Consider the following 21,502-nt stretch of genomic DNA (forward strand, 5'->3'; position numbering starts at 1 on the left):
TTAACGTCAACTTTTGTCTCGACCGAGAACACTCTTCACGAAGGGAATGCTGATCCGCCTTCCGGCTTCGAGGGTGGCCGAATCAAGCCGGTCCAGCGTTTCGATCAAACTGCTCATGCCGCGGGCGTTGCGCAGCAGGATGAATCGCGCCACCTCGGGCTCCAGCGTCATGCCGCGATCGCGCGCCCGCAACTGCAGGGCCAGGAGCTTTTCGTCGTCATCGAGACCCGCCAGCCCGAGAACCAGCGCGGCCTGCAGCCGCGAGCGCAGATCGGGCAGCACGATACCGAGATCCGCGGGCGGTTTGCGTGCCGCAAGCAACAGTCCCGTCGCGTTCTCGACGATCCGGTTGTACAGATGAAACAGCGCCTCTTCCCAGTCGGGCATGCCGATCACCGCGTCGATATCATCGAGGCATACCAGCGCGCGCGTCTCCAGGCCCGCAAACAGTTCCGCGGGCGGACAATCGCGCAGCTCCGCCAAGGGAAAATAGGCCGTGCCCGCACCCTGACGCTCGAGATACTGACAACTGGCCGTGAGCAGGTGACTGCGACCACTGTCGCTTGCGCCATGCAGCAGCAAGGTCCAGTGCGACCGCTCGAGCAGGGCGCGCAGACGCTCCACGCACAGCCGGTTGGAATCGCAAACCAGGAAATTGTCGAATGAAGCCTCGTCCGCGAGCCGCACCGGAAGCACCAGCTGGCCGGGCATCAGTCGCCGCCGCCGGCGGGCACACCGGGCGCCGATTCCTCAGCCACGGGCTCCGCCGCCGCCGGGCCATAGAGGCTGCTGGACCGGTAGCGATCGTGTGCATGACGCAACAGCACCATGATCACCGCCGAGACCGGCAATGCGAGCAGCACGCCGGTGAAACCGAACAGTTGTCCGCCCGCCATCACCGCGAAGATCACCACTACCGGATGCAGCCCGATCCGGTCTCCCACCAGCTTCGGCGTCAGGTACATGCCCTCCAGCAGCTGCGCCAGCGTGAACACCAGCGCCACCCACAGCAGCGGCAGCCAGTCACCGAACTGCAGCAATGCCGCCACCGATGCCGCACTGATTCCGAGCAGCAGCCCGAGATAAGGCACGATCGCCGCGAGCCCCGCAAGCATGCCGATCAACAGCGCCAGATCGAGTCCGACCAGCATCAAACCGACGGTGTAACATACGCCGAGCGCCAGCATCACCAGCAGCTGACCGCGCAGAAACGCGCTCACCACCTCGTCGCATTCGCACGCCAGCGCCACGACGGTCGGTTCCCACGCACGCGGCAGGGTGCCGCGCACATTGGCGAGCATCACGTCCCAGTCACGCAGCAGGTAAAAGGTCACCACCGGGATCAGCACCAGGTTCGCGATCCAGCCGAGCAGTACCAGCGAGGACGAGGTCGCGGATACCAGCAGCCCCTGCGCCACGCCCCCGGCGCTCTGCCAGTTGGCCATCAGGGCCTGCTTGATTTTCTCCAGCGGAATATCGCCGGCACCGACATTGAACTGTCCCTCGAGCCAAGGCAGCAGGCTGAGCTTGAACCAGTCGATCGCCAGCGGAACCTTGGCGGCCACCACGTGCATCTGGCGACCGAGCAGCGGAACCAGCACCAGCACCAGGAGGATCAGCAGCAAGCTCATCAGAAAAAACACGAGACTGACGCACAATCCGCGCCCCATTCCGAGGCGCTCCAGGCGATCGACGGCCGGATCCCATAGATAGGCCAGCGCCGTCGCGACCAGGAATGGCATCAGGATCGGTGCCAGCAGATGCAGCAGCAGCCCGGCAACCAGCAACAGTCCGAGCCCGGCGAGACGTTGCATCATCCGTGTGCTCGGCTTGTCCTCCTCGCTCACTCGCCGACCCACCGGTAACGGAGCTCTCCCGCAGCGCCCTCCTGGTGCAGACTGCGCAACAGCGACAGCTCTTTTTCGATGCTTTCGATCGATGCATCGCTGCTCAGGTCGAAAAACAGGGTGTCGCGATCGACCAGCGCCAGTTGAAAGCGGCGTACCGACGCCAGCTCCCTGAGCATGCCGGACAACTGCCAGTAGCCCGCGAAGCTCCCGACTCCGTCGATGCGGATGCGCAACTGCCCGGCATGCTCGGGATCGGGACGCACGGCGTAACGCTGCGCCAGCGTCTCGGCGAGCGCGTCCACCAGCTGCGCACCGAGCGCATCGACCGAAGCCGCAGTGGCCTGTCCGAAGACCGTCTCGCCATCTATCTGCTGCTGCCACTCGCCTTGCCACTGCCCATCGATCGCGCGCACCAGGTGCCCGATCACGATGGCGTCGGCGCCGTAACGCTGCGATGCGGGCACCAGCACCGAGGCATCGAGCGCCGCAACCTGCTCGACGCTGACCGCCAGGCTGTCTTCCAGGTCGAGCGCGGGGAACAGCAGCGGAATGCCACGACGCGCGCCATCCATGCGCAACCATCCGGCAACCGTGCCATCGGTTTCCGGGCTCACAATTCGCGGCCCTGCGCCCTCATCGAGCGCGAGCCACAACAGCGTACCCGGACGATTGGGCGAGAGTTGCGGCTCACCGGCCCGACGCAGGATTTCCAGCACGGCGGCCGGCGCATAACTCATGTGCAGCAACAGTTCGGGAGCGGTGGCATTGTCGCGTGGTGGAAGGTCCGAGCGCCGGAAATAGAATTGCTGCAGCAGCGATGGCCCGTCGGCCAGCGCGGCGCTGACCACCGGATTCTGCAATACCTGGGCCGAACCCGAGACCTTGACCAGCACCATTGCGAATCCGGTTCGTGCGGCCGCATTGCGCGTTGCTGGCTCCTGGTCCGCAACTGCCACTTCCGCCTCGTACAAGCCGCTCACCGGCTCGGCAAAGGCAACCAGCGCAAACTGGACGAGCAGCATCGCAAGGATGCCGCGAAGGGCGATCTGGCTACTCATGCACTGGGCCGGTGATGAAGGTGAGCGGCGCATTCTAGCAAGGTGGCGCCAGCCTCCACAAAGCACGCCCGGGCGGTTTGCTGGCCCGGATCGGCTGCTGCTAGAATCGCCCGCCCCAGCGACAGGCGAAAAAGGCGAAAAACGCATGCCCGATACCAGCAACAAGCCCCTCTCCTACAAGGATGCGGGGGTCGATATCGATGCGGGCGACGCGCTGGTCGCAAACATCAAGAGCGTGGCGCGACGCACCGCGCGCCCGGAAGTGCTCGGTGGGCTGGGCGGTTTTGGTGCACTGTGCGAGATTCCCAAAAAATACCACGAGCCGGTACTGGTGTCCGGAACCGATGGCGTCGGCACCAAGCTGCGGCTGGCGATGCAGCTCGGCAGGCACGACACCATCGGCATCGACCTGGTGGCGATGTGCGTCAATGACCTGGTGGTGAGCGGCGCCGAGCCGCTGTTCTTTCTCGATTACTACGCCACCGGCCGTCTCGATGTCGCTATCGCAACCCGCGTGGTGCAGGGTATCGGCGAGGGTTGTGCGCAGGCCGGGTGTGCACTGGTCGGCGGCGAGACCGCCGAGATGCCCGGCATGTACCACGGCGAGGATTACGATCTCGCCGGCTTCTGTGTCGGGGTGGTGGAAAAGAGTCGCATCATCAACGGCAGCCAGGTGCGCGCCGGCGATGTGCTGATCGGTCTGGGCTCGAGTGGCGCGCATTCGAACGGCTACTCGCTCATCCGCAGGATTCTCGAACGCAGCGGCGCGGATCTCGACAGCGACTTCGACGGGCGCCCGCTTGGCGAGGCCCTGCTCGCACCTACCCGCATCTACGTCAGGTCGCTGCTGAAGCTGATCGAAGCCTGCGAAGTGAAAGCGATGGCGCATATCACCGGAGGCGGCCTGCTGGAGAATATTCCGCGGGTGATCCCCGACGGCTGCCAGGCGGTTATCGATACCGCCAGCTGGGTGGAACCGGAGTTATTCCGCTGGCTGGCGCGGGCGGGAAACGTAGAGCGGATGGAAATGTACCGTACTTTCAACTGCGGTGTGGGCATGGTGATCTGCGTGGCAGCCGAACAATCCGCCGCAGCACTCGCGCTGTTGCGCACGGCAGGCGAGAACGCCTGGCGGCTTGGCCATATCGATGCGGCCCCGACGGGCAGCGAGCGGGTGCGCCTGCTTGGCTGCTGAACCGCACGAGGCACGGCGCTGCCGCCTCGTGGTGCTGATCTCGGGTGGTGGCAGCAATCTTCAGGCATTGATCGATAGCTGCGAAACCGGGGAGTTTCCGGCCTCGATTGCCGCGGTGATCAGCAACCGTCCCGACGCCGGCGGACTGGAACGCGCGCGCCGCGCCGGCATCGCTACCGCGATCCTGGATCACAAGTCCTTCCCCGATCGCGCCAGCTTCGATGCGGCATTGCTGCGCGAGATCGACCGCCACGAACCCGGGCTCGTGGTGCTGGCCGGTTTCATGCGCATCCTCAGCGCGGACTTCGTGCGCCATTACGCCGGGCGGCTGATCAACATCCATCCCTCGCTGCTGCCTCTTTATCCCGGGCTGCACACCCATCAACGCGCACTGGAAGCTGGCGACAGCGAACACGGCGCCACGGTGCATTTCGTTGGCGAGGAACTCGATGTCGGCCCGGCAATCGTGCAGGCGCGGGTGCCGGTGCACACGGGCGATACGCCCGAGACGCTCGCCGCCCGTGTACTCGGACAGGAACACCGGATCTATCCCCACGCGGTGCGCCTGTTTGCCGAAGGTCGCTTGCGTCTGGTCGACGGGCGCGCCCTGCTCGATGGCGAAGCGCTACCGGCAACGGGTTTGCCCTTTCCGGACTGATCTCCCCCACTTCCGCTCCAAATTCCCGTGATCGAAATTTTTCGCCTGACGTTATGAAAAAAAGAACTAAGTTAGTTGCTTGACTAAATATGTTCAGCAGCGGATAGTAAGCGCCATGACTAACTCCGGGCAGCAACATGAGCGCCACCAGGTCAGTTGACAAACGCGAACGACTCGTCGATGCCGCACGGGTGCTGTTCCATCACAAGGGCTTCGGCGAGACCAGCCTGGCGGAAATCGCACGCGAATCGGGCGTGCCGGTGGGCAATGTCTACTACTACTTCAAGACCAAGGAGGATATCGCGGCGGCCGTGATCGCTGAACACTCGGCGTATCTCGGAACCATCGCCCGCCAGGCGGAAAAGCTGCCGGCCCCGCGTGAGCGCATCGTCAGCATGCTCGACAGCATGGCCTGCAATTGCGGCTCGATCGCGGACAGCGGCTGTCCGATGGGCTCGCTGTGCATCGAGTTCGGCAAGCGCGACACGGCGTTGCGCGAGGATGCGAACCTGTTGCTGCTGAAAATCGTCAACTGGGTGCAGCGACAATTCGAGGAGATGGGGCGCCGCGATGCCCATGAACTGGCCATTCAACTGGTCTCCACGGTCCAGGGCTCGAGCATCCTGTCACTCGCGATGCACGACCCCGAGATCATGCGCGGCGAACTGGCACGCCTGAAGCGGATGGTCGAGGTCTTATGATATTTTTTTCGCAGAATTTAAGTCAGATGACTAACATATTTTTTGTAAAAATTGAGTTGGTTGACTCGCTTATTCACGGGAATGCAATGCCACTCGCGCCGCGGCGCCGCAGGCATTCCCAACACCAAACCGCCGGTAGCGGTCGCTGCCGGGGATACGCGGATACGCCGCCGGCGCATCCGCAACTACTGGAGAGGACCATGAACGCCACAATCCATACGCGCACACACTCACTTACGCGCGCACGCCGCAACTCGGCGCTGCTGCTCGCGGCCGCCCTGATGGCGGCCGGACTGGCGGCACAGATCCACGCGGCGGAGCCCGCAACCCCTCCCCGATGGCAGGTGCCGATCGAGCGGCTGCTCGAGGCAAAACTGGCAGACCGGCTGGCAAACCTGCCACTGCAGCTTGCCGCGCCGGGCGACACCGCCATTGCGCGTGAGGACGCCAGGTGGCGCAGGCCCCCGGCCAATCCGCAACCGAACGCAATTCCAACCCCAACCGTACAGGAGAAGTCATCATGAACAGTCAATTCAGCTTGCGCGCCGTCGTGGCTGCCGGCTTGTTCGCGGCCAGCCTGAACAGCTTCGCGGCGCCACCCGCGGCAGCGGAACTCGAGGCCTGCATGGCACGTGCCGAACACGGCCTGGCGATTGACAATGGCGATCTCGAGCTGCTCGGGGCGGGTACATTCCGGCTGAGCAATGAGCGCAGGATGATCACGCTCGATGCCCGGATCGGCGCGAACCCGAGCGCCATGCGCCCGCGTATTTATTGTACCGTCGAGAGCAACGGCGTGGTGAGCGCGCTGCAGACGATGCCGCGCCTGCCGCTGCAACCGACGCCGCAACAGGTCGTGACCAAGTGATGGTTGCTGTAGATGGAAGCCCGTCGGTGGCGTTTCGTGCGCCGCCGACAGCGCCCTCAGGCCCTGGGCAGCGTGACGCCGGTCTGGCCCTGGTATTTGCCGCCGCGATCGCGATACGAGGTTTCGCAGACCTCGTCGCTTTCAAAAAACAGCATCTGCGCCACACCCTCGTTGGCGTAGATTTTCGCCGGCAGGTTGGTGGTATTCGAGAACTCCAGCGTGACATGCCCTTCCCACTCGGGTTCGAGCGGGGTGACGTTCACGATGATACCGCACCGCGCATAGGTCGACTTGCCGAGACAGATCGTCAGCACGCTGCGCGGAATACGGAAGTATTCCACGGTGCGCGCCAGCACAAAGGAGTTGGGCGGGATGATGCAGTAATCGGCCTTGATATCGACAAAACTCTTGGGGTCGAAATTCTTCGGATCGACGGTCGCCGAATGCACGTTGGTGAAAATCTTGAAATCGTCCGAGCAACGCACATCGTAGCCATAGCTCGAGGTGCCGTAGGAGATCACCTTGCCCGCGGCGGTGCTGCGCACCTGGTCGGGTTCGAAGGGGCTGATCATCCCCTGTTCGGTCGCCATGCGGCGAATCCATCTGTCCGGTTTGATCGACATGAAACGCTGTTACTCCAGGCGCGGGAATCCGGGGCGACATGGTAGCCGCAAGCCGGTGCCGGCAACAGTGCCAGCCCGCAGGTGCCAGACCGCAGGTAGGGTCGGGGTGCATCCTGCCGGCGGCAGGGCATTACCGGGAGGTGACGATCCTGTCATACGCAGCGTAGTGACTTCTTTTGTACGGGACGGGTATTCTGCTGCTGGAGTCCGTCGGCGAAGCGGGCATGGGTGCCGCGGCGGTGTATGGGCTTTGCTCACGTCGAACAGAAAATAAGGAGAAGCGACCGTGCTGACTGCCCTTGACGAGACGCTGCGCCACCAGATTGCCACCACATTCGACCACGCGGGCACGAGCGATCACCGCTTCTTCGATCGCTATTGGTTCGGCGTCTACGACCCCCGGGGTCGCATGGCGCTGGTCTGTGGCATGGCACAGTACATGAACACGAACGTGATGGACGGGTTTTGTGCCATTCAGCTGCCGCGTGCGGACGGTGGGATCGAGCAACACAATTTTCGCCTGTCGCGGGCGCTGCGCCCGGACCTGGACGAGACGAGGGTCGGTCCTCTCCGGGTTCGGATCGAGGAGCCGTTCCAGCGCATTCGCCTCGGCTGCGAGGCGGGAGAACTTCCGCTCAGCTTCGATCTCGAGTGGACGGCGTTCCTGCCGCCGAGCGAGGAGAAGCACCACTTCAATCGCGTCAACGGCCGCGTATTCCAGGACTATCACCGCTACACGCAGGCAGGTCGCGGCACGGGCGTGGTGCAACTCGGGGATCAGGTTTTCGACGTCGACGACTGGTGGGCCGGACGCGATCACTCCTGGGGCGTACGCTCGCAGGTCGGCGGCTACGAGCCGGCGACCGGACCCGGCACGGAAGCGCAGCTCGCCGCCGCGGGATACGTGTATTACTGGCTCACCTTCAATGACGGCGAGTGCGGGGGCTATGTGCAACTGCAGTTCCTGGGCGACAGGACCCGCATCTTCACGGACGGTGAAATCGTGTGGCCGCAGACGGGGCGCCGCTTCATCGTCGCAGACGCCGAAGTCGAGGTGGAACTGCATCCGGGCACGCGTATCTACAAGCGACTGCGCACGCGGCTGCGCGGATACGACGGATCCACGGTCGAACTCGTGGCGGAACCGGTCATAGGTTACTGGTCCATGGATGGCACCGGCTACGACTGGGGATGGAACGACGACAAGGGACTGGGTTTCCATCGCGGCGAGTACGTGGTCGAGCACGATATATACGACATCACCCATCCCGAGCGGGTTGTGCGTCCGAACGGCGAGCTGCGTATTCCCGGGCACCGCGAGGCGCCGTGCGCCATCACCGTGGACGGCAAGCTGGCGCCGCGCAGTGCCGGACATCAGGTATTCGTTGCGAGCGGCCCGGTAAAGTGGCTCGGTCTGGACAAATAGGCGCCGCCACCGTTCGGCACGAAGGGGCGATCGACCATGGCTGCGAACCGCGATCCTGCCCTCGCATGCACTGATCACGGCGGCCCTCTCGCCGCGTGGTTCGCGGAACACAATCCCCGCGCGACCGGGATTCGTGTGGACGAGATCAGCAGGCCGAGTTCGTCGGGATACTCCAACGAAACCGTCTTCTTCCGCGCACGATGGTGTGAAGGCGCGGCATTGCACGAGGGACGCTACGTGGCCCGCATCGAGCCACGAACGCCTCCGGTGTATCCCGTGCAATGCGCCCAGGCGCTGACCTCGGTGGCACTGCAGTACCGGGTGATGCAGGCCATCGCGGGCGCCAATGGCGTCCCGGTCGCGCCTCTCGTCGCCTACGAGAACAGCGATACGTTCCTGGGTGGCCCCTTCTACGTGATGGGTTTCGTGGCCGGCGACGTACCGAAGGACAATCCGATCTACACGAAGGAAGGATTCTTCGTCGCAGCCAATGCCGCACAACGTCTGCGGATGATCGACAGCGGGCTGGCCGCACTCGCCCGCCTGCACGCCATCGATTCCACCCGTGCAGGGCTCGACTGGCTCGCCGGGGACGCGCGTCCCGGTCTTGGCCGCCAGCTCGAGATCTACGCGCGTTACGCGAGCGAGCTACTCGGCGAGCGCACACACCCGATCCTGGCGCACGCATTCGCGTGGCTGGCACGGGAGTCCGGGGCGGACGGCACGATCGTGCCGAGTTGGGGCGATGCGCGCATCGGGAACATGATCTTCCGCGACTTCGACTGTGTCGCCGTGAACGACTGGGAGGCGGCTGCACTGGGTCCGGCCGAGCTCGATCTGGGCTGGTGGCTGATGTTCGATCGCTTCGCGCACGAGAGCAGTGGCCAGCCACGCCTGGAAGGCGAACCCACGCGGGAAGAGCAGATTGCCCTGTACGAACGGCATGCGGGTCGCACCGTGGGCAACCCGTTCTACCACGAGGTGTTCGCCGCCGCCCGGTTCACGACCGTAATGATCCGCACCTGCCAGCGCAGCACCGATGCGGGCCTGGTGCCGGCGTCGATGAACATGCCCATCAACAACCCGGCAACGCAGGTGCTTGCCGACCTGCTCGACATTCCCTACGCGTGGCTGCAAGCGGCCGGCGTGGCATCCTGATGCAGTGGATGCGTACGGATCAAGACTCTCGCGGAGAACTCGACCATGCCCGGAACACACAAGACTTTCTGCCGCATCTGCCAGGCCCTGTGCGGAATTGACGTCGAGATCGACGCCGGGCGCGTGCTCTCGGTACGCGGGGACTTCGCGCACCCGATGAGCCGTGGCTATACCTGCGAGAAGGGGCGCCAGCTCGGCGCCCATCTGCACAACCCGGAGCGGCTTCGCAGCTGCCTCGAGCGGCGCACCGACGGCACGTTCGCACCGATCGCGAGCGAGGCGGCGCTGGATGCGATCGGAGCGCGCCTGCGTTTGATCCTCGAGACGCACGGTCCGCGCGCGATCGCCACGTACTCCGGCACCGCGGCCTACATGAATGGCACGGCGATTGGCATCACCCGCGCATTCCACGAGGCAATTGGCTCGCCGATGCGATTCACGACAATCACTCTCGACCAGCCGGGAAAGATCATCGCGATCATGCGCCACGGGCTGTGGGCTGGAGGAGGGCACTCGTTTGAATCCGCGAACGTGGTGATACTCATCGGGACCAATCCCCTGGTCTCTGCCTTTCACGTCCACGGCGGCCCGCCGGGTTTCCATCCCGGCGACATCCGGCGCGCGCAGCGCGAACGCGGACTGCGGGTGATCGTGGTCGACCCGCGGCGCACCGAGACAGCCGAGCTGGCCGACCTGCACCTGGCGATCCAGCCCGGAGAGGATGCCACGCTGCTTGCAGGAATGATCCGGCTGATCCTCGCCGAGGAACTCCACGATCGCGCGTTTTGCGACGCGCACGTCGCGGGTCTCGACGAATTGCGTGACGCCGTGGCAGCCTTTACCGAGGATTACGTCGCGCGACGAACGGGCCTCGCAGCGGAACTGATCGCCGAGGCAGCGCGACTGTTCGCGCGTGGGCCGCGCGGCGTCGCCACCGCGGGTACCGGGCCGAACATGTCGCTTCATCCGACATTGACCGAACATCTCGTTCTCTGCCTCGATACGCTCTGCGGCCGCTGGAACCGCGAGGGTGAGCGCGTGAACGTACCGAGCCTGCTCACTCCGGACTTCCCGCGCCCGGCGCAGGCCTTCCCGCCATCGCTGCTGCCACCCGAACTCAATCCCGAGGCGAACCGGGAGCGATCGCGGTTGCGCCAGCTGCGGCAGATCAACCAGGAGATGCCGACACCCGCGCTCGCCGACGAGATCCTGGAGCCCGGAGAAGGGCAGGTGCGGGCACTGATCGTGACCGGCGGCAACCCGCTCGCCGCGTGCGCGGATCCCGTGCGGCTGGCGCGGGCGCTCGAGTCACTCGATCTCCTCGTGTGCGTCGACATCGCGCTCACCCCGACGTGCCGCCGCGCGCACCATGTACTTGCCGCCCGGCACATGCTGCAGCGTGCCGACGTGGCGGCCTACCAGGACATGCTCTACGAGCGGCCGTTCGCGCAGTACACCGATGCACTCGTCGCACCGGACGGCGACCTGCTCGACGAGTGGTACGTGTTCGCGGCGCTCGCGCAGCGCATGGGGAAGAAGCTCGTGCTGCCGGGCGGCGAACTCGACCTGGGCGCTAAACCCACGACCCTCGACGTTCTCGAACTCCTGTACCCGCAGTCCAAGGTCCCCATGCGTACCCTCGCCCGCTACGAGGGCGGGCACGTGTTCGACGACATCGACATTCGCGTAACGGCGCCGATCCCCGGGCTCGAAGGCCGGCTGTGCGTCGCTCCGGAGGGTATCGCCGACGAACTGCACGCCCTGCGCGCGGAGCCCGTTCCCGAGCCGGGTCGCTTCGGGCGTGACGGGCGCTTCACGCACCTGCTCATCTCGCGGCGCATGAAGCACGTCAACAACTCGCTGTGCCACGATCTCCCGCGAAGCAAGGGACGTGCAAATCCGGCGTTCGTGAACCCGGGAGACCTGGCGAGCCTCGGCGCGGTACCGGGCGAACTCGTCGAGATCGAGTCCGACCATGCGCGCGTGGTGGCGGTGGTCGAGGCGGACGACGGCTTGCAGCCAGGCGTGGTCTCGATGGCGCACGCCTTCGGCGGTGACCCCGCCGCGCCGGGTGATCCGCGCACGCAGGGCACCCCCGTGAATGTGCTCGTCGCGACCGATCGCGACTTCGATCCCTGGGTGGGAATGCCGCGCCAGAGCGCGATCCCGGTTCGCCTGCGGCGGATCAGCTGAGCGCAGTTGCCCAGGGCGACCGGAGCTGTCCGCTTACAGTCGCTGCCCGGTCACTGGACCGCGCCATCGGAATCAATCATTGCTGATCGTGATAGTGGGAATCGTCGGCGCCGGGCCCGCACTGCGACGCGCGAGTTCGAGAGCGGCGCGGCGGGCGATCTGGCGATAATCCGCGGCCAATGCGCCCTGCGGATCGGCCACGACGGTGGGCGTGCCGCCATCGGTCTGTTCCCGGATGCGTATGTCGAGTGGCAGCGAACCGAGCAACGGCACCCCGTATTCACAGGCAATACGTTCGCCGCCGCCGGCGCCGAACAGGTGCTCGGCGTGGCCGCACCGCGTGCACACATGCACCGCCATGTTCTCGACCACGCCGAGCACCGGGATATCCACCTTGGCGAACATCTCGATGCCTTTCTTGCAGTCGAGCAGGGCGATGTCCTGCGGGGTGGTCACGATCACCGCGCCGCTGACCGGCACTTTCTGCGCCAGCGTGAGTTGAATATCGCCAGTACCGGGCGGCATGTCGACGATCAGGTAATCGAGCCCTTCCCACGCCGTCTGCGACAGCATCTGCTGCAAGGCACTGCTGGCCATCGGCCCGCGCCAGACCATGGCGGTCTTCTCGGTGATCAGGTAACCCATCGACATGGTCTGCAGCCCGTGCGCCATCACCGGCTCCAGCATCTGGTTGCCGCGCGATTCGGGGCGCTGGTGTTCGGGGATACCCAGCATGATCTGCTGGCTCGGGCCATAGATATCGGCGTCGAGCAAACCCACGCGCGCGCCTTCCGCCTGCAGCGCGAGCGCCAGGTTGACCGCGGTGGTGGATTTGCCGACGCCACCCTTGCCGGAGGCAACGGCGATGATATTGCGCACGTTCTCCAGCGCCGGTACTGCACTGCGGCGGGCACCCGGGGCGATACACCAGGCAAGCTCCACCCGCACCGTCGCCCCCGCGGCCAGCGATGAGAGCGCCTGTTCGACCGCGGCGGCAATCGGTTCGCGCAACCCGGCCAGCGCAACCCGGCATTCGATCTTCACCAGCAACAGGCCGCTGCGGCGCTCGACCCCGGCAACCTGCGCGATCTCGAGCAGGCGGATATCGAGCTCATCGACCCGGCAATTCGCCAACGCCTGTTCTACAGCCTGCATTTCGGTAGGACTCATGCTTCACTCCACATTCGAGGGAGCACGCATATTACCGGCCTGCTCGCAGCCACGAAAGCAGGTCACGCCCCGGGCGGGTGCAATGGGGCCGCGAAATCGTTATATTTCCGGCCTTTTACCCGGCAAGATCCGCCCCAAGGACAAGCGCCAGATGAGCACCAAGCGACGACGTATCCTGGTCACCAGCGCGCTGCCCTATGCCAACGGGCCGGTGCACCTGGGGCATATGGTCGAGCAGATCCAGACCGATATCTGGGTGCGTTACCAACGGCTTCGCGGCCATGAATGCCTGTATGTCTGCGCCAGCGATGCGCACGGCACACCGATCATGCTGCGGGCCGAACTCGAAGGCTGCACACCCGAGGCACTGATCGAGCGCATCCAGGCGGGCCACCGGCGCGATTCGGCCGACTTCCTGATCAACTTCGACAATTTCCACACCACGCACTCGCCCGAGAACCGCCACTACGCGGAGCTGTTCTACACGCGCCTCAAGGAGGCGGGCTTTATCGCGCGGCGCTCGATTGCCCAGGCATTCGACCCCGAAAAAGGCCTGTTCCTGCCCGATCGCTATATCAGGGGCGTCTGCCCGCGCTGCGCCGCCGCCGATCAGTACGGCGATTCCTGCGAAGCCTGTGGCGCAACCTACACCCCGATGGATCTGCTGAACCCGGTATCGGTGCTCTCGGGTGCGACCCCGGTCACCCGCGAATCCGAGCATTTCTTTTTCCGGCTCGGTGCGTTTGAAGCCATGCTGCGCGAATGGACCTCGGGAGCGCAGGTGCAGCCGGAGATCTCCAACAAGCTCGCCGAGTGGTTCGACCAGGGCCTGCAGGACTGGGACATCTCGCGCGATGCACCGTATTTTGGCTTCGAGATTCCCGCTGAACCGGGCAAGTATTTCTATGTGTGGCTGGAAGCCCCGATCGGTTATATGTCCAGCATGCACCATCTGTGCGCGCGTACCGGCCGCGACTTCGACAGCTTCTGGGCACCGGACAGCACCGCCGAGCTGTACCACTTCATCGGCAAGGACATCGCGTATTTCCACACGCTGTTCTGGCCGGCAATGCTCGAAGGGGCGGGATTCCGCCTGCCCACGGCGGTTTTCTGCCACGGCTTTCTGACCGTGAACGGCCAGAAGATGTCGAAATCGCGCGGCACCTTCATCATGGCGCGCACCTACCTCGAGCATCTCGGTGCCGAGTATTTCCGCTACTACATCGCCGCCAAGCTCGGCTCCGGCGTCGATGACATCGATCTGAACCTCGAGGATTTCGTGCAGCGCGTGAACTCGGACCTGGTCGGCAAGGTGGTGAACATCGCCAGCCGCTGCGCGGGCTTCATCGGCAAGCGTTTCGACGGCATGCTCGCGAGCGCGGCGGCGCAACCCGCCCTGCTGACGGAATTCAGCGCGGCACGCGAAGCGATCGCGACGCATTACGAACAACGCGAATTCAGCAAGGCGCTGCGCGCGGTAATGGCGCTCGCCGACCGTGCCAACCAGTACATCGATCACGAAAAGCCGTGGCAACTGGCCAAGGACCCTGATCAGCAGGCCCGGGTGCAGGAGGTATGCACCATGGGTATCAACCTGTTCCGGGTACTGATGGTCTATCTGAAACCGGTGCTGCCGGCGATGGCACAGCGCGCCGAAGCCTTTCTCGCCTCGCCGCTCGACTGGGAGGCGCTGGATCAGCCGCTGCTCGGCACACGGATCGAGACCTTTGTGCCGTTGATGAACCGCATCGATCCCGACCGGGTCCAGGCCATGGTCGATGCCAGCAAGGAAAGCACCATGCAATCGCCCCCGGCACCCGCGGCACCGGCCCGCGCAATCGCTCCCATCGCCGAGACCATTTCGATCGAGGACTTTGCCCGGATCGATCTGCGTATCGCGCGCATCGTCAAGGCCGAACCGGTGGAGGGTGCCGACAAGTTGCTGGCGCTGACGCTGGATCTCGGTGACGGCACGCGCAATGTATTCGCCGGCATCAAGTCCGCTTATGACCCGGCCGAGCTGCCGGGACGGCTGACCGTGGTGGTCGCGAACCTGGCGCCGCGCAAGATGCGCTTTGGTACCTCGGAAGGCATGGTGCTGGCGGCGGGGCCGGGCGGCAAGGAGATCTGGCTGCTGGCACCGGACAGCGGTGCCGAGCCAGGCATGCAAGTGAAATGAGCGCGGAATCACGGTCATGATCGGGGAACTGGCGCTGCTCCTGATCGGAACGGTGCTGGCAAACAACATCGTACTGACGCAGTTCCTCGGCGTCGGCCCTGCCCTGGCTGGCCCGAACCGCCTCGCGCCGCTGCTCGGCATGTGCCTCGCCAGCGCCGTGGTGCTGACGCTGGCTGCCCTGCTGACTCATCTGGTGTTTCACCATGTGCTGGCGCCACTTGGCCTGGCGTACCTGCGCACGCTGGTCTTCGTCCTGCTCATCGCAACCTCGGTACAACTCGTGCAACAGTACGCGCGCAGCCGCGAAGCACTGGCACAACACCTGTTCGATGGATTCCAGCCGCTGCTCACCGTGAATTGCGCGGCACTCGGCGTCGCGCTGCTGAATGTGCAACGCGAATACGACTTTGCGCATGCGATGGTGCACGGAATCGGGGCAGCGGGAGCGCTCGCGCTGGTGATGTTGCTGTCCTGGGCGTTGCGCGAGCGCATCGCGGCCGCCGCTGTGCCGGAGCCGTTTCGCGGCGCGGCGATCGGCCTGGTCACGCTGGGCCTGATGTCGCTGGCGTTCATGGGATTTGCCGGCCTCGCCTGAACCCATGCTTGCGCTCGCCCCCATCCATCCGGTATTCGCCTCGCTGCTGGTCGTCGGTGCGACCACGCTGTGCTGCGCGCTGCTGCTGAGCCTTGCCGCCATCCTGCTGGCGCGCCGACCGGATACGGTGACCGAGGCCATCCTGCGCTGCCTGCCACAAACCCAGTGCGGTCAGTGCGGCCACCCGGGTTGCCGCCCCTATGCCGAGGCGATAGTCGCCGGCGCTCCGATCAACCGCTGTCCACCGGGCGGCAACGCCACCCTCCGCGCGCTGGCACACCTGCTCGATGTGCCGCAACTGGGGCTCGATCCGCTCCACGGCAGCCACAAGCCGCGCGAAGTCGCCTATATCCGCGAGGCGGAATGTATCGGCTGCGTGAAATGCATTGCGGCTTGCCCGGTCGATGCGATCGTCGGCGCCAGTGGCCAGATGCACACCGTGATCGCGGCGCAGTGCACCGGTTGCGATCTGTGCGTGGAACCCTGCCCGGTCGACTGCATCGAGATGCGGGTGCTGCCCGCGGACAATACGGCGCAGGAACCCTCCGCGCAGGCGGTCAGCGAATGCATCCGCTGCGGCCACTGCGAGCGCGTCTGCCCGGTCTCGCTGCTGCCCCAGCAACTCTACTGGTACGCGCGCAGCGCCGAACACGCAGCCCTGGAGCGCTACGGTCTGTCCGATTGCATCGAGTGCGGTGCCTGCTCGCGCGTGTGTCCCAGCCAGATCCCGCTGGTGGCGGTGTATCGCGATGCCAAGCGCGGGTTGCGCAACGCGCAGGAACAACAACAGCTTGCACAGCTGGCCCGCCAGCGCTTCGAGGCAAGACAAGCCCGTGACCATGATGCCCGCCAGCTGGAACAGGTGCGACGCAGCGAGCGCGAGCGCGCCACTACGCGAGCGGCGCAGGTGGAAGCTGCCGTGGCACGGGTGCGCGCCCGCACACTGCAAACACCCGATGCGCAGACGCCGACGGTAACGAGCGCCGTCGAACGGGCGCGCCACAAGGCCCTCGAACGCGTGGCAAAAATGGCGCCGCTCGACACGCAAGCCGGCAGGTCACCGCCTTCGGTCGAGAGCCTGCAGCGGCTGGTCAGCATGACCGAGCGCAAGCTGCAGCGCGCACGGCAGAAACTCGCGGCGGCCTCGGCCGCGGCCGACGCCGAAACCGCGGCGTTGCTGGCACAGGCGATCACGCGTCTCGAACAGCGCCTGGCAGCCGCCCGCCATGATCTCGGTGGCCTGCAAGGAGCGGACGCATGAGCCCGCCGCGTGACGCACATTCGCCCATGAGCAGCGCCGGCATCATGCGCGAAGTGGCGCTGGCGACCACCCCCGGCATCCTGATGCTCAGCGCGTTTTTTGGCTGGGGCACGCTGATCAATATCCTGTGGGCAGTGCCGATCGCGCTGCTGTTCGAATCACTGGCACTGCGCCTGCGCGGGCGCGCGGTCCAGGCAGGGCTGCGCGATGGCAGCGCGCTGCTGAGCGCGGTGCTGCTGGCGATCGCGCTGCCACCCGCCGCTCCGTGGTGGCTGATCGCAACCGGAATCGCGGGCGCGATCCTGGTGGCCAAGCATCTCTATGGCGGCATCGGACACAACGTGTTCAATCCGGCGATGGTGGGTTATGCAGTGCTGCTGGTGTCCTTTCCCCTCGAGATGAACCGTTGGCTGGCCCCCGCTGGCGCGCTCGGCGCGGGACAGGCACTGATCTCGCCGCTCGGCGCGATGCAGGCATCCCTCGGGCTGTTCGAAGCGACGCAACTCGACGCACTGAGCATGGCCACACCCCTCGCTGTGCTGCGTCATGAGCACGCCCGCATGATGGGAGAGCTGGCGGCGGTGTATCCGCAGTTCGGTACGCTGGGTGGCATCGGCTGGGAGTGGGTCAACGCCGGTTTCCTGGCCGGTGGCCTCTGGCTGCTCGGGCGCCGCATCATCGACTGGCAGGCACCGCTCGGGATGCTGGGGGCGATGCTGCTGATGGCGCTGCTGTTCTACGCTGGCGGCAGCTCATCGAGCGGTGGCTCACCACTGTTTCATCTGTTCAGCGGCGCCACCATGCTGGGCGCGTTTTTTATCATTACCGATCCGGTCAGCGGTGCCAGCAGCGCGCGCGCGCGCCTGCTGTGCGGCGCATTGGTCGGGGTGCTGGTGTACCTTGTCCGGCATTGGGGCAACTACCCCGACGGGCTCGCGTTTGCGGTGCTGCTGATGAACGTGGTGGCGCCGCTGCTGGACCGTGTGCTGATCGCTCGTGAACCGGGAAAGACCGTGTGATGCACCCGCGCGCGCTGGTGTTGCCGATGCTGACAGCCTGTACCGTGGCGGTGCTGCTCGGCAGCGGCTGGTCATTGTTGCGCGAGCGTATCGGAGATGCGGAGCGCAGCGCACGCGCCGCGGCATTCGCCGAATTGCTGCCGCGCGCGCGCTTCGACAATTCGCCCGGCGATGATACCGTGCGGGTGGCTGACCCCGTGCTGCTTGGCTTTGCCCGCGAGCGAGCCGCGTATATCGCGCGGCTCGATGGCCGCATCGAGGCAGTGCTGCTGCCGGTGGTCGCGACCGCTGGCTATGCCGGCGCGATCGAACTGCTGGTCGGCATCGACCGCGAAGGTGTGATCACCGGCGTACGGGTGCTGGCGCACCATGAAACGCCGGGCATGGGCGCGCAAATCGAAGCGCGGCACGGCAACTGGCTGCGCCAATTCGTCGGTCGCTCGCTACGCGACCCGGAACGGGAACGCTGGGCCGTGCGCCGCGACGGCGGCGAATTCGATCAGCTGAGCGGTGCAACCGTCACGCCGCGCGCGGTGACCGCGGCCCTGAAACACGCGCTGCAGTATGCCGAGGCCAACCCCGGGCTTTTTGCCGGAGAGATTCATGAGTGACCTGGAAGAACAAATCGTCTTGCCGAAGTGGCAATCGGATGCCAACCCGGCGGCGGTGAAACTGCTCGGCTTGTGCCCCTTGCTCGCGATGAGCCACAGCCTGGTCACCGCGCTGGCGTTGGGCCTTGCGATGCTCGGCGTGATGCTGGTTTCCAGCGTGCTGATCGCGCTGCTGCGCAAGCACCTGGCGCATCCCCTGCGCCTGCTGGTGTGGTTGCTGCTCATTGCCGCCAGCGTTTGCAGCGTGGAGTTGCTGATGCAGGCATTCGCCTGGCAACTGCACCAGGCGCTGGGTATTTATCTGCCGCTGATCGCCGCGAGCTGCCTGGTGCTGCAGCGTGCCGAAAGCGTCGCCAGCCGCAATCCGGTGGCGCACGCCGCTTCCGACGCATTGTTCACGGGCGGCGGCTTGCTCGGCGCGATGCTGCTGCTCGGCGCGCTGCGTGAATTGCTCGGCAACGGAACCGTGTTGGCGGACATGGAGTTGCTGTTCGGCGCCACGGCCGCCGGCTGGAAACTGCAGCCCTTCGCCGGACAGGGCAGATTCCTGCTGGCGATCCTGCCGCCCGGCGCATTCCTGTTCGCGGGGTTGCTGCTGGCGCTGAAGAATCTCGTCGATTCACGTCGCGCCTCCGCGAGTCGATCATCGCAACCTGCGCCGGCACCGGGCTCGCGGCGCGTGCGCAGCGGCGCAATTCAACCATGAACAGGGACAAGCGCCACGAGATATTTCGTCGGCTGCGCGAACAGAACCCGACGCCGACGACCGAGCTCGAATACCACACCCCTTTCGAGTTACTGGTCGCGGTGATCCTGTCTGCCCAGGCCACCGATGTGGGCGTCAACAAGGCCACCCACAAACTGTATCCGGTTGCCAATACCCCGGAGGCCATTTTCGCGCTCGGCGAGGAGGGCCTGAAGCGTTATATCCGCAGTATCGGCCTGTTCAACAGCAAGGCAAAAAACATCATTGCAGCCTGCCGGATACTGATCGAACAACACGGATCACAGGTGCCGCGGGATCGCGCGGCACTCGAATCATTACCGGGTGTGGGCCGCAAAACCGCCAACGTGATACTCAACACCGCGTTCGGCGAACCCACCTTTGCGGTCGATACGCATATCTTCCGGCTCGCCAACCGCATTCGCCTGGCGCCCGGAAAGACGGTGCGTGAGGTCGAGGACCGCCTGCTGCGCACCACCCCGCCCGAGTACCTGAAAGATGCCCATCACTGGCTGATCCTGCACGGTCGCTATGTCTGCACCGCGCGCGCGCCGCATTGCGCGGAGTGCGTGATCAGCGATCTGTGTGAATACCCGGGGCGACGCGCGATTCTGCGCGCCGCTGGAAAAAACGCCTGAGCGGCCTCAGGCGGCGTTGCGCGGCTCGAGGGTCGCGAGGATCTCGTCCACCGCGGCATCGTCCATGTGCTTGTGCTCGAGCAGGCAGTGATAGGCGATATAGACGAAATGCCCACCCTGGCGCAGGAACCACTCGCGCCAGTGATGCTCCGCGTCATCGTGCACGAACAGCTCGCCACGCCATGCACCCACGCTGACCGGTCGCGACGTATGTCCTTCCTCGCGCAAATCGAGACTGAAGCCCGCGAGATCGGCATCGCTAACCACGCCGTCCTCGCGCACCAGGCTCGAAATCTCGATGCAGCTCACGCCGTCCTCGTCCTCGATCACCACCACCTCGTCATCCTGCTCCGCCTCCCATTCGGGCGGCAGTTCGATGGTCCACCAATCGGTTTCGAGCATTTGCATCAGGGTTCTCTCGCAGCCATTTCCAGGCGCAGCAGGAGTGCATCCTCGCGTGCCGCACCGGCGCCATAATAAGCCTTGCGCAGCCCGTTCGGCACGAAACCGTGCGCAAGGTAGAGCGATTGCGCGGCCTCGTTCGATACGCGCACCTCGAGATAACAGGCGCGCGCGCCCTGCGCGCGCGCCTCCGCGAGCGCCGCGGACAACAAGCGCGTGCCGATACCGCGTCGCTGCTGGCCAGGTTCGACCGCGATGCCGAGGATCTCGCACTCGTCGAGGACCGTTTGAAATACCACGAAGCCGCAGATCCGTCCGCTGGCATCGACCGCCAGCCGACACTGTCCTGCGGCAATACTGTCGCGAAACAGGGTCTCGCTCCACGGGCCCGGATTCTGCAAAGCGTCGATTTCGGCGAGTCTGCGGGCATCCGTTGCGCAGGCCTCACGCACGCCTTCAGACACCACCGGATCTACCCGCCTGGATGTCCGCCCAGCTCGCACGCTTGAGCAAGGGATTCTCCAGCAACCCCGCAGCCGAGTGGGTCACCAGCAACGGGGCATCGATGCCAGGGACGCGCTGCGATCGCGACTCGCGCGCGCGGTACTGCTCGCCATTCCAGCCGAGCAACAGCGCGGCGGCCTGCTCGCCCATCACGATCACCTGCTCGAAGCGCCTGGACTCGCGCAGCTTGGCCATCAAGCCGAGCACCGCATCGCGCGCCTGTGCCCGATCATAGGCCACGCCGCGCGGCGGCCAGGCAAACGGATAGGGTTGCGGCGCCACGCGCCCGCCGCCGATGGCAAACGCAAGCGCCGCAATCAGTTCCAGCACCCTGCGCTCGCTGCCCTGCGGCGGCGCCTGATCGATGAACAGGGTGTATCCGGCCGGTACCAGCAGCAACGCACAGCCACTCTCCTCTGCCGGCCCCTGCGGCACGGAACGCGCGCGCTCCGTCACTGCCCGGGGAGGGGCAATGCGTGGCGACGCGCTGCTGCCGAGCAGGTCGCGGGCCCGGTGTGCGCCAGGCGGCGCCGCCGTCTCGAGTGCCTCGGTGTGCGCGGACGCGTGCTGCTCCGGCTCATCTTCGAGCAACACCGGATCCGCGGCGCGCAACAGCCACACCGGGATATCCATCGCGGCGAGATACGCAAGGCGCAGGCTCTCCTCCAT

Annotated in this window: 23 protein-coding genes; 15 read left to right on the plus strand and 8 right to left on the minus strand. The window is 65.5% G+C overall.

Features of this window, described 5'->3' with window-relative positions; all coding sequences use genetic code 11:
• Positions 1–6: 6 nt before the first annotated feature.
• Genes hda through IPF49_20560 form a run of 3 tightly spaced genes read right to left on the minus strand, consistent with a single transcriptional unit; the run spans position 7 to position 2,908 of the window.
• On the minus strand, positions 7–714 hold the full coding sequence (hda, locus tag IPF49_20550; GenBank protein ID MBK6289983.1) for a DnaA regulatory inactivator Hda: 708 nt from the start codon (positions 712–714) through the stop codon (positions 7–9).
• Entirely contained in the window at positions 711–1,817 is a 1,107-nt protein-coding gene (locus IPF49_20555) for an AI-2E family transporter (GenBank protein ID MBK6289984.1), read from the minus strand. The genes hda and IPF49_20555 overlap by 4 nt, the downstream gene beginning before the upstream one ends.
• Before the next feature lie 26 nt (positions 1,818–1,843).
• Positions 1,844–2,908 (minus strand): DUF2066 domain-containing protein, encoded by a 1,065-nt coding sequence (locus tag IPF49_20560; GenBank protein MBK6289985.1) that lies wholly within the window; start codon positions 2,906–2,908, stop codon positions 1,844–1,846.
• Between the two features lie 145 nt (positions 2,909–3,053).
• On the opposite strand from IPF49_20560, the gene purM reads away from it, so the two are divergent.
• From purM to IPF49_20585, 5 genes are all read left to right on the plus strand, one after another.
• The gene (purM, locus tag IPF49_20565; protein ID MBK6289986.1) at positions 3,054–4,103 is read left to right on the plus strand and encodes a phosphoribosylformylglycinamidine cyclo-ligase; all 1,050 of its coding nucleotides are present in this window, start codon (positions 3,054–3,056) and stop codon (positions 4,101–4,103) included.
• Complete coding sequence (gene purN / locus IPF49_20570; GenBank protein MBK6289987.1) at positions 4,057–4,761, plus strand: phosphoribosylglycinamide formyltransferase; 705 nt, start codon at positions 4,057–4,059, stop codon at positions 4,759–4,761. The genes purM and purN overlap by 47 nt, the downstream gene beginning before the upstream one ends.
• A gap of 137 nt (positions 4,762–4,898) precedes the next feature.
• On the plus strand, positions 4,899–5,462 hold the full coding sequence (locus IPF49_20575) for a TetR/AcrR family transcriptional regulator (protein MBK6289988.1): 564 nt from the start codon (positions 4,899–4,901) through the stop codon (positions 5,460–5,462).
• A gap of 200 nt (positions 5,463–5,662) precedes the next feature.
• On the plus strand, positions 5,663–5,986 hold the full coding sequence (locus IPF49_20580) for a hypothetical protein (protein MBK6289989.1): 324 nt from the start codon (positions 5,663–5,665) through the stop codon (positions 5,984–5,986).
• Complete coding sequence (locus IPF49_20585; GenBank protein ID MBK6289990.1) at positions 5,983–6,330, plus strand: hypothetical protein; 348 nt, start codon at positions 5,983–5,985, stop codon at positions 6,328–6,330. The genes IPF49_20580 and IPF49_20585 overlap by 4 nt, the downstream gene beginning before the upstream one ends.
• A gap of 56 nt (positions 6,331–6,386) precedes the next feature.
• Here the strand turns inward: IPF49_20585 and IPF49_20590 are convergent, their stop codons facing one another.
• Positions 6,387–6,953, minus strand: coding sequence for a dCTP deaminase (locus tag IPF49_20590; protein MBK6289991.1), 567 nt, complete (start codon positions 6,951–6,953; stop codon positions 6,387–6,389).
• Positions 6,954–7,239: 286 nt separating this feature from the next.
• Between IPF49_20590 and IPF49_20595 the strand changes: the two genes are divergently transcribed.
• From IPF49_20595 to IPF49_20605, 3 genes are read left to right on the plus strand one after another with little or no spacing between them, the layout of a single operon-like run.
• Positions 7,240–8,379, plus strand: coding sequence for a hypothetical protein (locus IPF49_20595; protein MBK6289992.1), 1,140 nt, complete (start codon positions 7,240–7,242; stop codon positions 8,377–8,379).
• Positions 8,380–8,415: 36 nt separating this feature from the next.
• On the plus strand, positions 8,416–9,537 hold the full coding sequence (locus IPF49_20600; protein MBK6289993.1) for a phosphotransferase family protein: 1,122 nt from the start codon (positions 8,416–8,418) through the stop codon (positions 9,535–9,537).
• 45 nt (positions 9,538–9,582) lie between these two features.
• Complete coding sequence (locus IPF49_20605) at positions 9,583–11,730, plus strand: molybdopterin-dependent oxidoreductase (GenBank protein ID MBK6289994.1); 2,148 nt, start codon at positions 9,583–9,585, stop codon at positions 11,728–11,730.
• Between the two features lie 72 nt (positions 11,731–11,802).
• Here IPF49_20605 and apbC read toward each other — a convergent pair whose 3' ends face one another.
• Positions 11,803–12,900, minus strand: a complete 1,098-nt coding sequence (apbC, locus tag IPF49_20610; protein ID MBK6289995.1) for an iron-sulfur cluster carrier protein ApbC — start codon at positions 12,898–12,900, stop codon at positions 11,803–11,805.
• Between the two features lie 151 nt (positions 12,901–13,051).
• On the opposite strand from apbC, the gene metG reads away from it, so the two are divergent.
• The 7 genes from metG to nth are packed head-to-tail and all read left to right on the plus strand — an operon-like array spanning position 13,052 to position 19,927.
• On the plus strand, positions 13,052–15,079 hold the full coding sequence (gene metG / locus IPF49_20615) for a methionine--tRNA ligase (protein MBK6289996.1): 2,028 nt from the start codon (positions 13,052–13,054) through the stop codon (positions 15,077–15,079).
• 16 nt (positions 15,080–15,095) lie between these two features.
• Positions 15,096–15,674, plus strand: coding sequence for an electron transport complex subunit RsxA (locus IPF49_20620; GenBank protein ID MBK6289997.1), 579 nt, complete (start codon positions 15,096–15,098; stop codon positions 15,672–15,674).
• 4 nt (positions 15,675–15,678) lie between these two features.
• Positions 15,679–16,935 carry an electron transport complex subunit RsxB gene (rsxB, locus tag IPF49_20625; GenBank protein MBK6289998.1) on the plus strand — a complete coding sequence of 419 codons (1,257 nt, stop codon included), beginning with the start codon at positions 15,679–15,681 and terminating at the stop codon, positions 16,933–16,935.
• 26 nt (positions 16,936–16,961) lie between these two features.
• Positions 16,962–17,954: an RnfABCDGE type electron transport complex subunit D gene (locus IPF49_20630; protein MBK6289999.1), complete on the plus strand. Its 993-nt coding sequence runs from the start codon at positions 16,962–16,964 to the stop codon at positions 17,952–17,954.
• Positions 17,951–18,565: an RnfABCDGE type electron transport complex subunit G gene (locus IPF49_20635; GenBank protein MBK6290000.1), complete on the plus strand. Its 615-nt coding sequence runs from the start codon at positions 17,951–17,953 to the stop codon at positions 18,563–18,565. Before IPF49_20630 ends, IPF49_20635 begins: the two co-directional genes overlap by 4 nt.
• The gene (gene rsxE, locus IPF49_20640; protein ID MBK6290001.1) at positions 18,558–19,271 is read left to right on the plus strand and encodes an electron transport complex subunit RsxE; all 714 of its coding nucleotides are present in this window, start codon (positions 18,558–18,560) and stop codon (positions 19,269–19,271) included. The genes IPF49_20635 and rsxE overlap by 8 nt, the downstream gene beginning before the upstream one ends.
• Complete coding sequence (nth, locus tag IPF49_20645) at positions 19,268–19,927, plus strand: endonuclease III (GenBank protein MBK6290002.1); 660 nt, start codon at positions 19,268–19,270, stop codon at positions 19,925–19,927. Before rsxE ends, nth begins: the two co-directional genes overlap by 4 nt.
• 6 nt (positions 19,928–19,933) lie before the next feature.
• On the opposite strand, the gene IPF49_20650 is transcribed toward nth, so the two are convergent.
• Genes IPF49_20650 through IPF49_20660 form a run of 3 tightly spaced genes read right to left on the minus strand, consistent with a single transcriptional unit; the run spans position 19,934 to position 21,502 of the window.
• Entirely contained in the window at positions 19,934–20,335 is a 402-nt protein-coding gene (locus tag IPF49_20650) for a hypothetical protein (GenBank protein MBK6290003.1), read from the minus strand.
• Positions 20,335–20,796, minus strand: coding sequence for a ribosomal protein S18-alanine N-acetyltransferase (gene rimI / locus IPF49_20655; GenBank protein ID MBK6290004.1), 462 nt, complete (start codon positions 20,794–20,796; stop codon positions 20,335–20,337). The genes IPF49_20650 and rimI overlap by 1 nt, the downstream gene beginning before the upstream one ends.
• Positions 20,786–21,502 carry a hypothetical protein gene (locus tag IPF49_20660; protein MBK6290005.1) on the minus strand — a complete coding sequence of 239 codons (717 nt, stop codon included), beginning with the start codon at positions 21,500–21,502 and terminating at the stop codon, positions 20,786–20,788. Before IPF49_20660 ends, rimI begins: the two co-directional genes overlap by 11 nt.

The organism is Gammaproteobacteria bacterium (assembly GCA_016705365.1).
In the GTDB taxonomy this organism is placed as follows: Bacteria; Pseudomonadota; Gammaproteobacteria; order Pseudomonadales; family UBA5518; genus UBA5518.

What these genes read in the sequence shown, in the direction of transcription:
- IPF49_20590 (MBK6289991.1), bottom strand. Translation starts at nt 6,953, where the DNA reads ATGTCGATCAAACCGGACAGATGGATTCGCCGCATGGCGACCGAACAG.
- IPF49_20575 (MBK6289988.1), top strand. Translation starts at nt 4,899, where the DNA reads ATGAGCGCCACCAGGTCAGTTGACAAACGCGAACGACTCGTCGATGCC.
- IPF49_20560 (MBK6289985.1), bottom strand. Translation starts at nt 2,908, where the DNA reads ATGAGTAGCCAGATCGCCCTTCGCGGCATCCTTGCGATGCTGCTCGTC.
- apbC (MBK6289995.1), bottom strand. Translation starts at nt 12,900, where the DNA reads ATGAGTCCTACCGAAATGCAGGCTGTAGAACAGGCGTTGGCGAATTGC.
- IPF49_20620 (MBK6289997.1), top strand. Translation starts at nt 15,096, where the DNA reads ATGATCGGGGAACTGGCGCTGCTCCTGATCGGAACGGTGCTGGCAAAC.
- IPF49_20555 (MBK6289984.1), bottom strand. Translation starts at nt 1,817, where the DNA reads ATGATGCAACGTCTCGCCGGGCTCGGACTGTTGCTGGTTGCCGGGCTG.
- IPF49_20580 (MBK6289989.1), top strand. Translation starts at nt 5,663, where the DNA reads ATGAACGCCACAATCCATACGCGCACACACTCACTTACGCGCGCACGC.
- IPF49_20660 (MBK6290005.1), bottom strand. Translation starts at nt 21,502, where the DNA reads ATGGAGGAGAGCCTGCGCCTTGCGTATCTCGCCGCGATGGATATCCCG.
- rsxB (MBK6289998.1), top strand. Translation starts at nt 15,679, where the DNA reads ATGCTTGCGCTCGCCCCCATCCATCCGGTATTCGCCTCGCTGCTGGTC.
- metG (MBK6289996.1), top strand. Translation starts at nt 13,052, where the DNA reads ATGAGCACCAAGCGACGACGTATCCTGGTCACCAGCGCGCTGCCCTAT.
- IPF49_20650 (MBK6290003.1), bottom strand. Translation starts at nt 20,335, where the DNA reads ATGCAAATGCTCGAAACCGATTGGTGGACCATCGAACTGCCGCCCGAA.
- purM (MBK6289986.1), top strand. Translation starts at nt 3,054, where the DNA reads ATGCCCGATACCAGCAACAAGCCCCTCTCCTACAAGGATGCGGGGGTC.
- nth (MBK6290002.1), top strand. Translation starts at nt 19,268, where the DNA reads ATGAACAGGGACAAGCGCCACGAGATATTTCGTCGGCTGCGCGAACAG.
- IPF49_20585 (MBK6289990.1), top strand. Translation starts at nt 5,983, where the DNA reads ATGAACAGTCAATTCAGCTTGCGCGCCGTCGTGGCTGCCGGCTTGTTC.
- rsxE (MBK6290001.1), top strand. Translation starts at nt 18,558, where the DNA reads ATGAGTGACCTGGAAGAACAAATCGTCTTGCCGAAGTGGCAATCGGAT.
- IPF49_20630 (MBK6289999.1), top strand. Translation starts at nt 16,962, where the DNA reads ATGAGCAGCGCCGGCATCATGCGCGAAGTGGCGCTGGCGACCACCCCC.
- IPF49_20605 (MBK6289994.1), top strand. Translation starts at nt 9,583, where the DNA reads ATGCCCGGAACACACAAGACTTTCTGCCGCATCTGCCAGGCCCTGTGC.
- IPF49_20600 (MBK6289993.1), top strand. Translation starts at nt 8,416, where the DNA reads ATGGCTGCGAACCGCGATCCTGCCCTCGCATGCACTGATCACGGCGGC.
- purN (MBK6289987.1), top strand. Translation starts at nt 4,057, where the DNA reads ATGCGGCCCCGACGGGCAGCGAGCGGGTGCGCCTGCTTGGCTGCTGAA.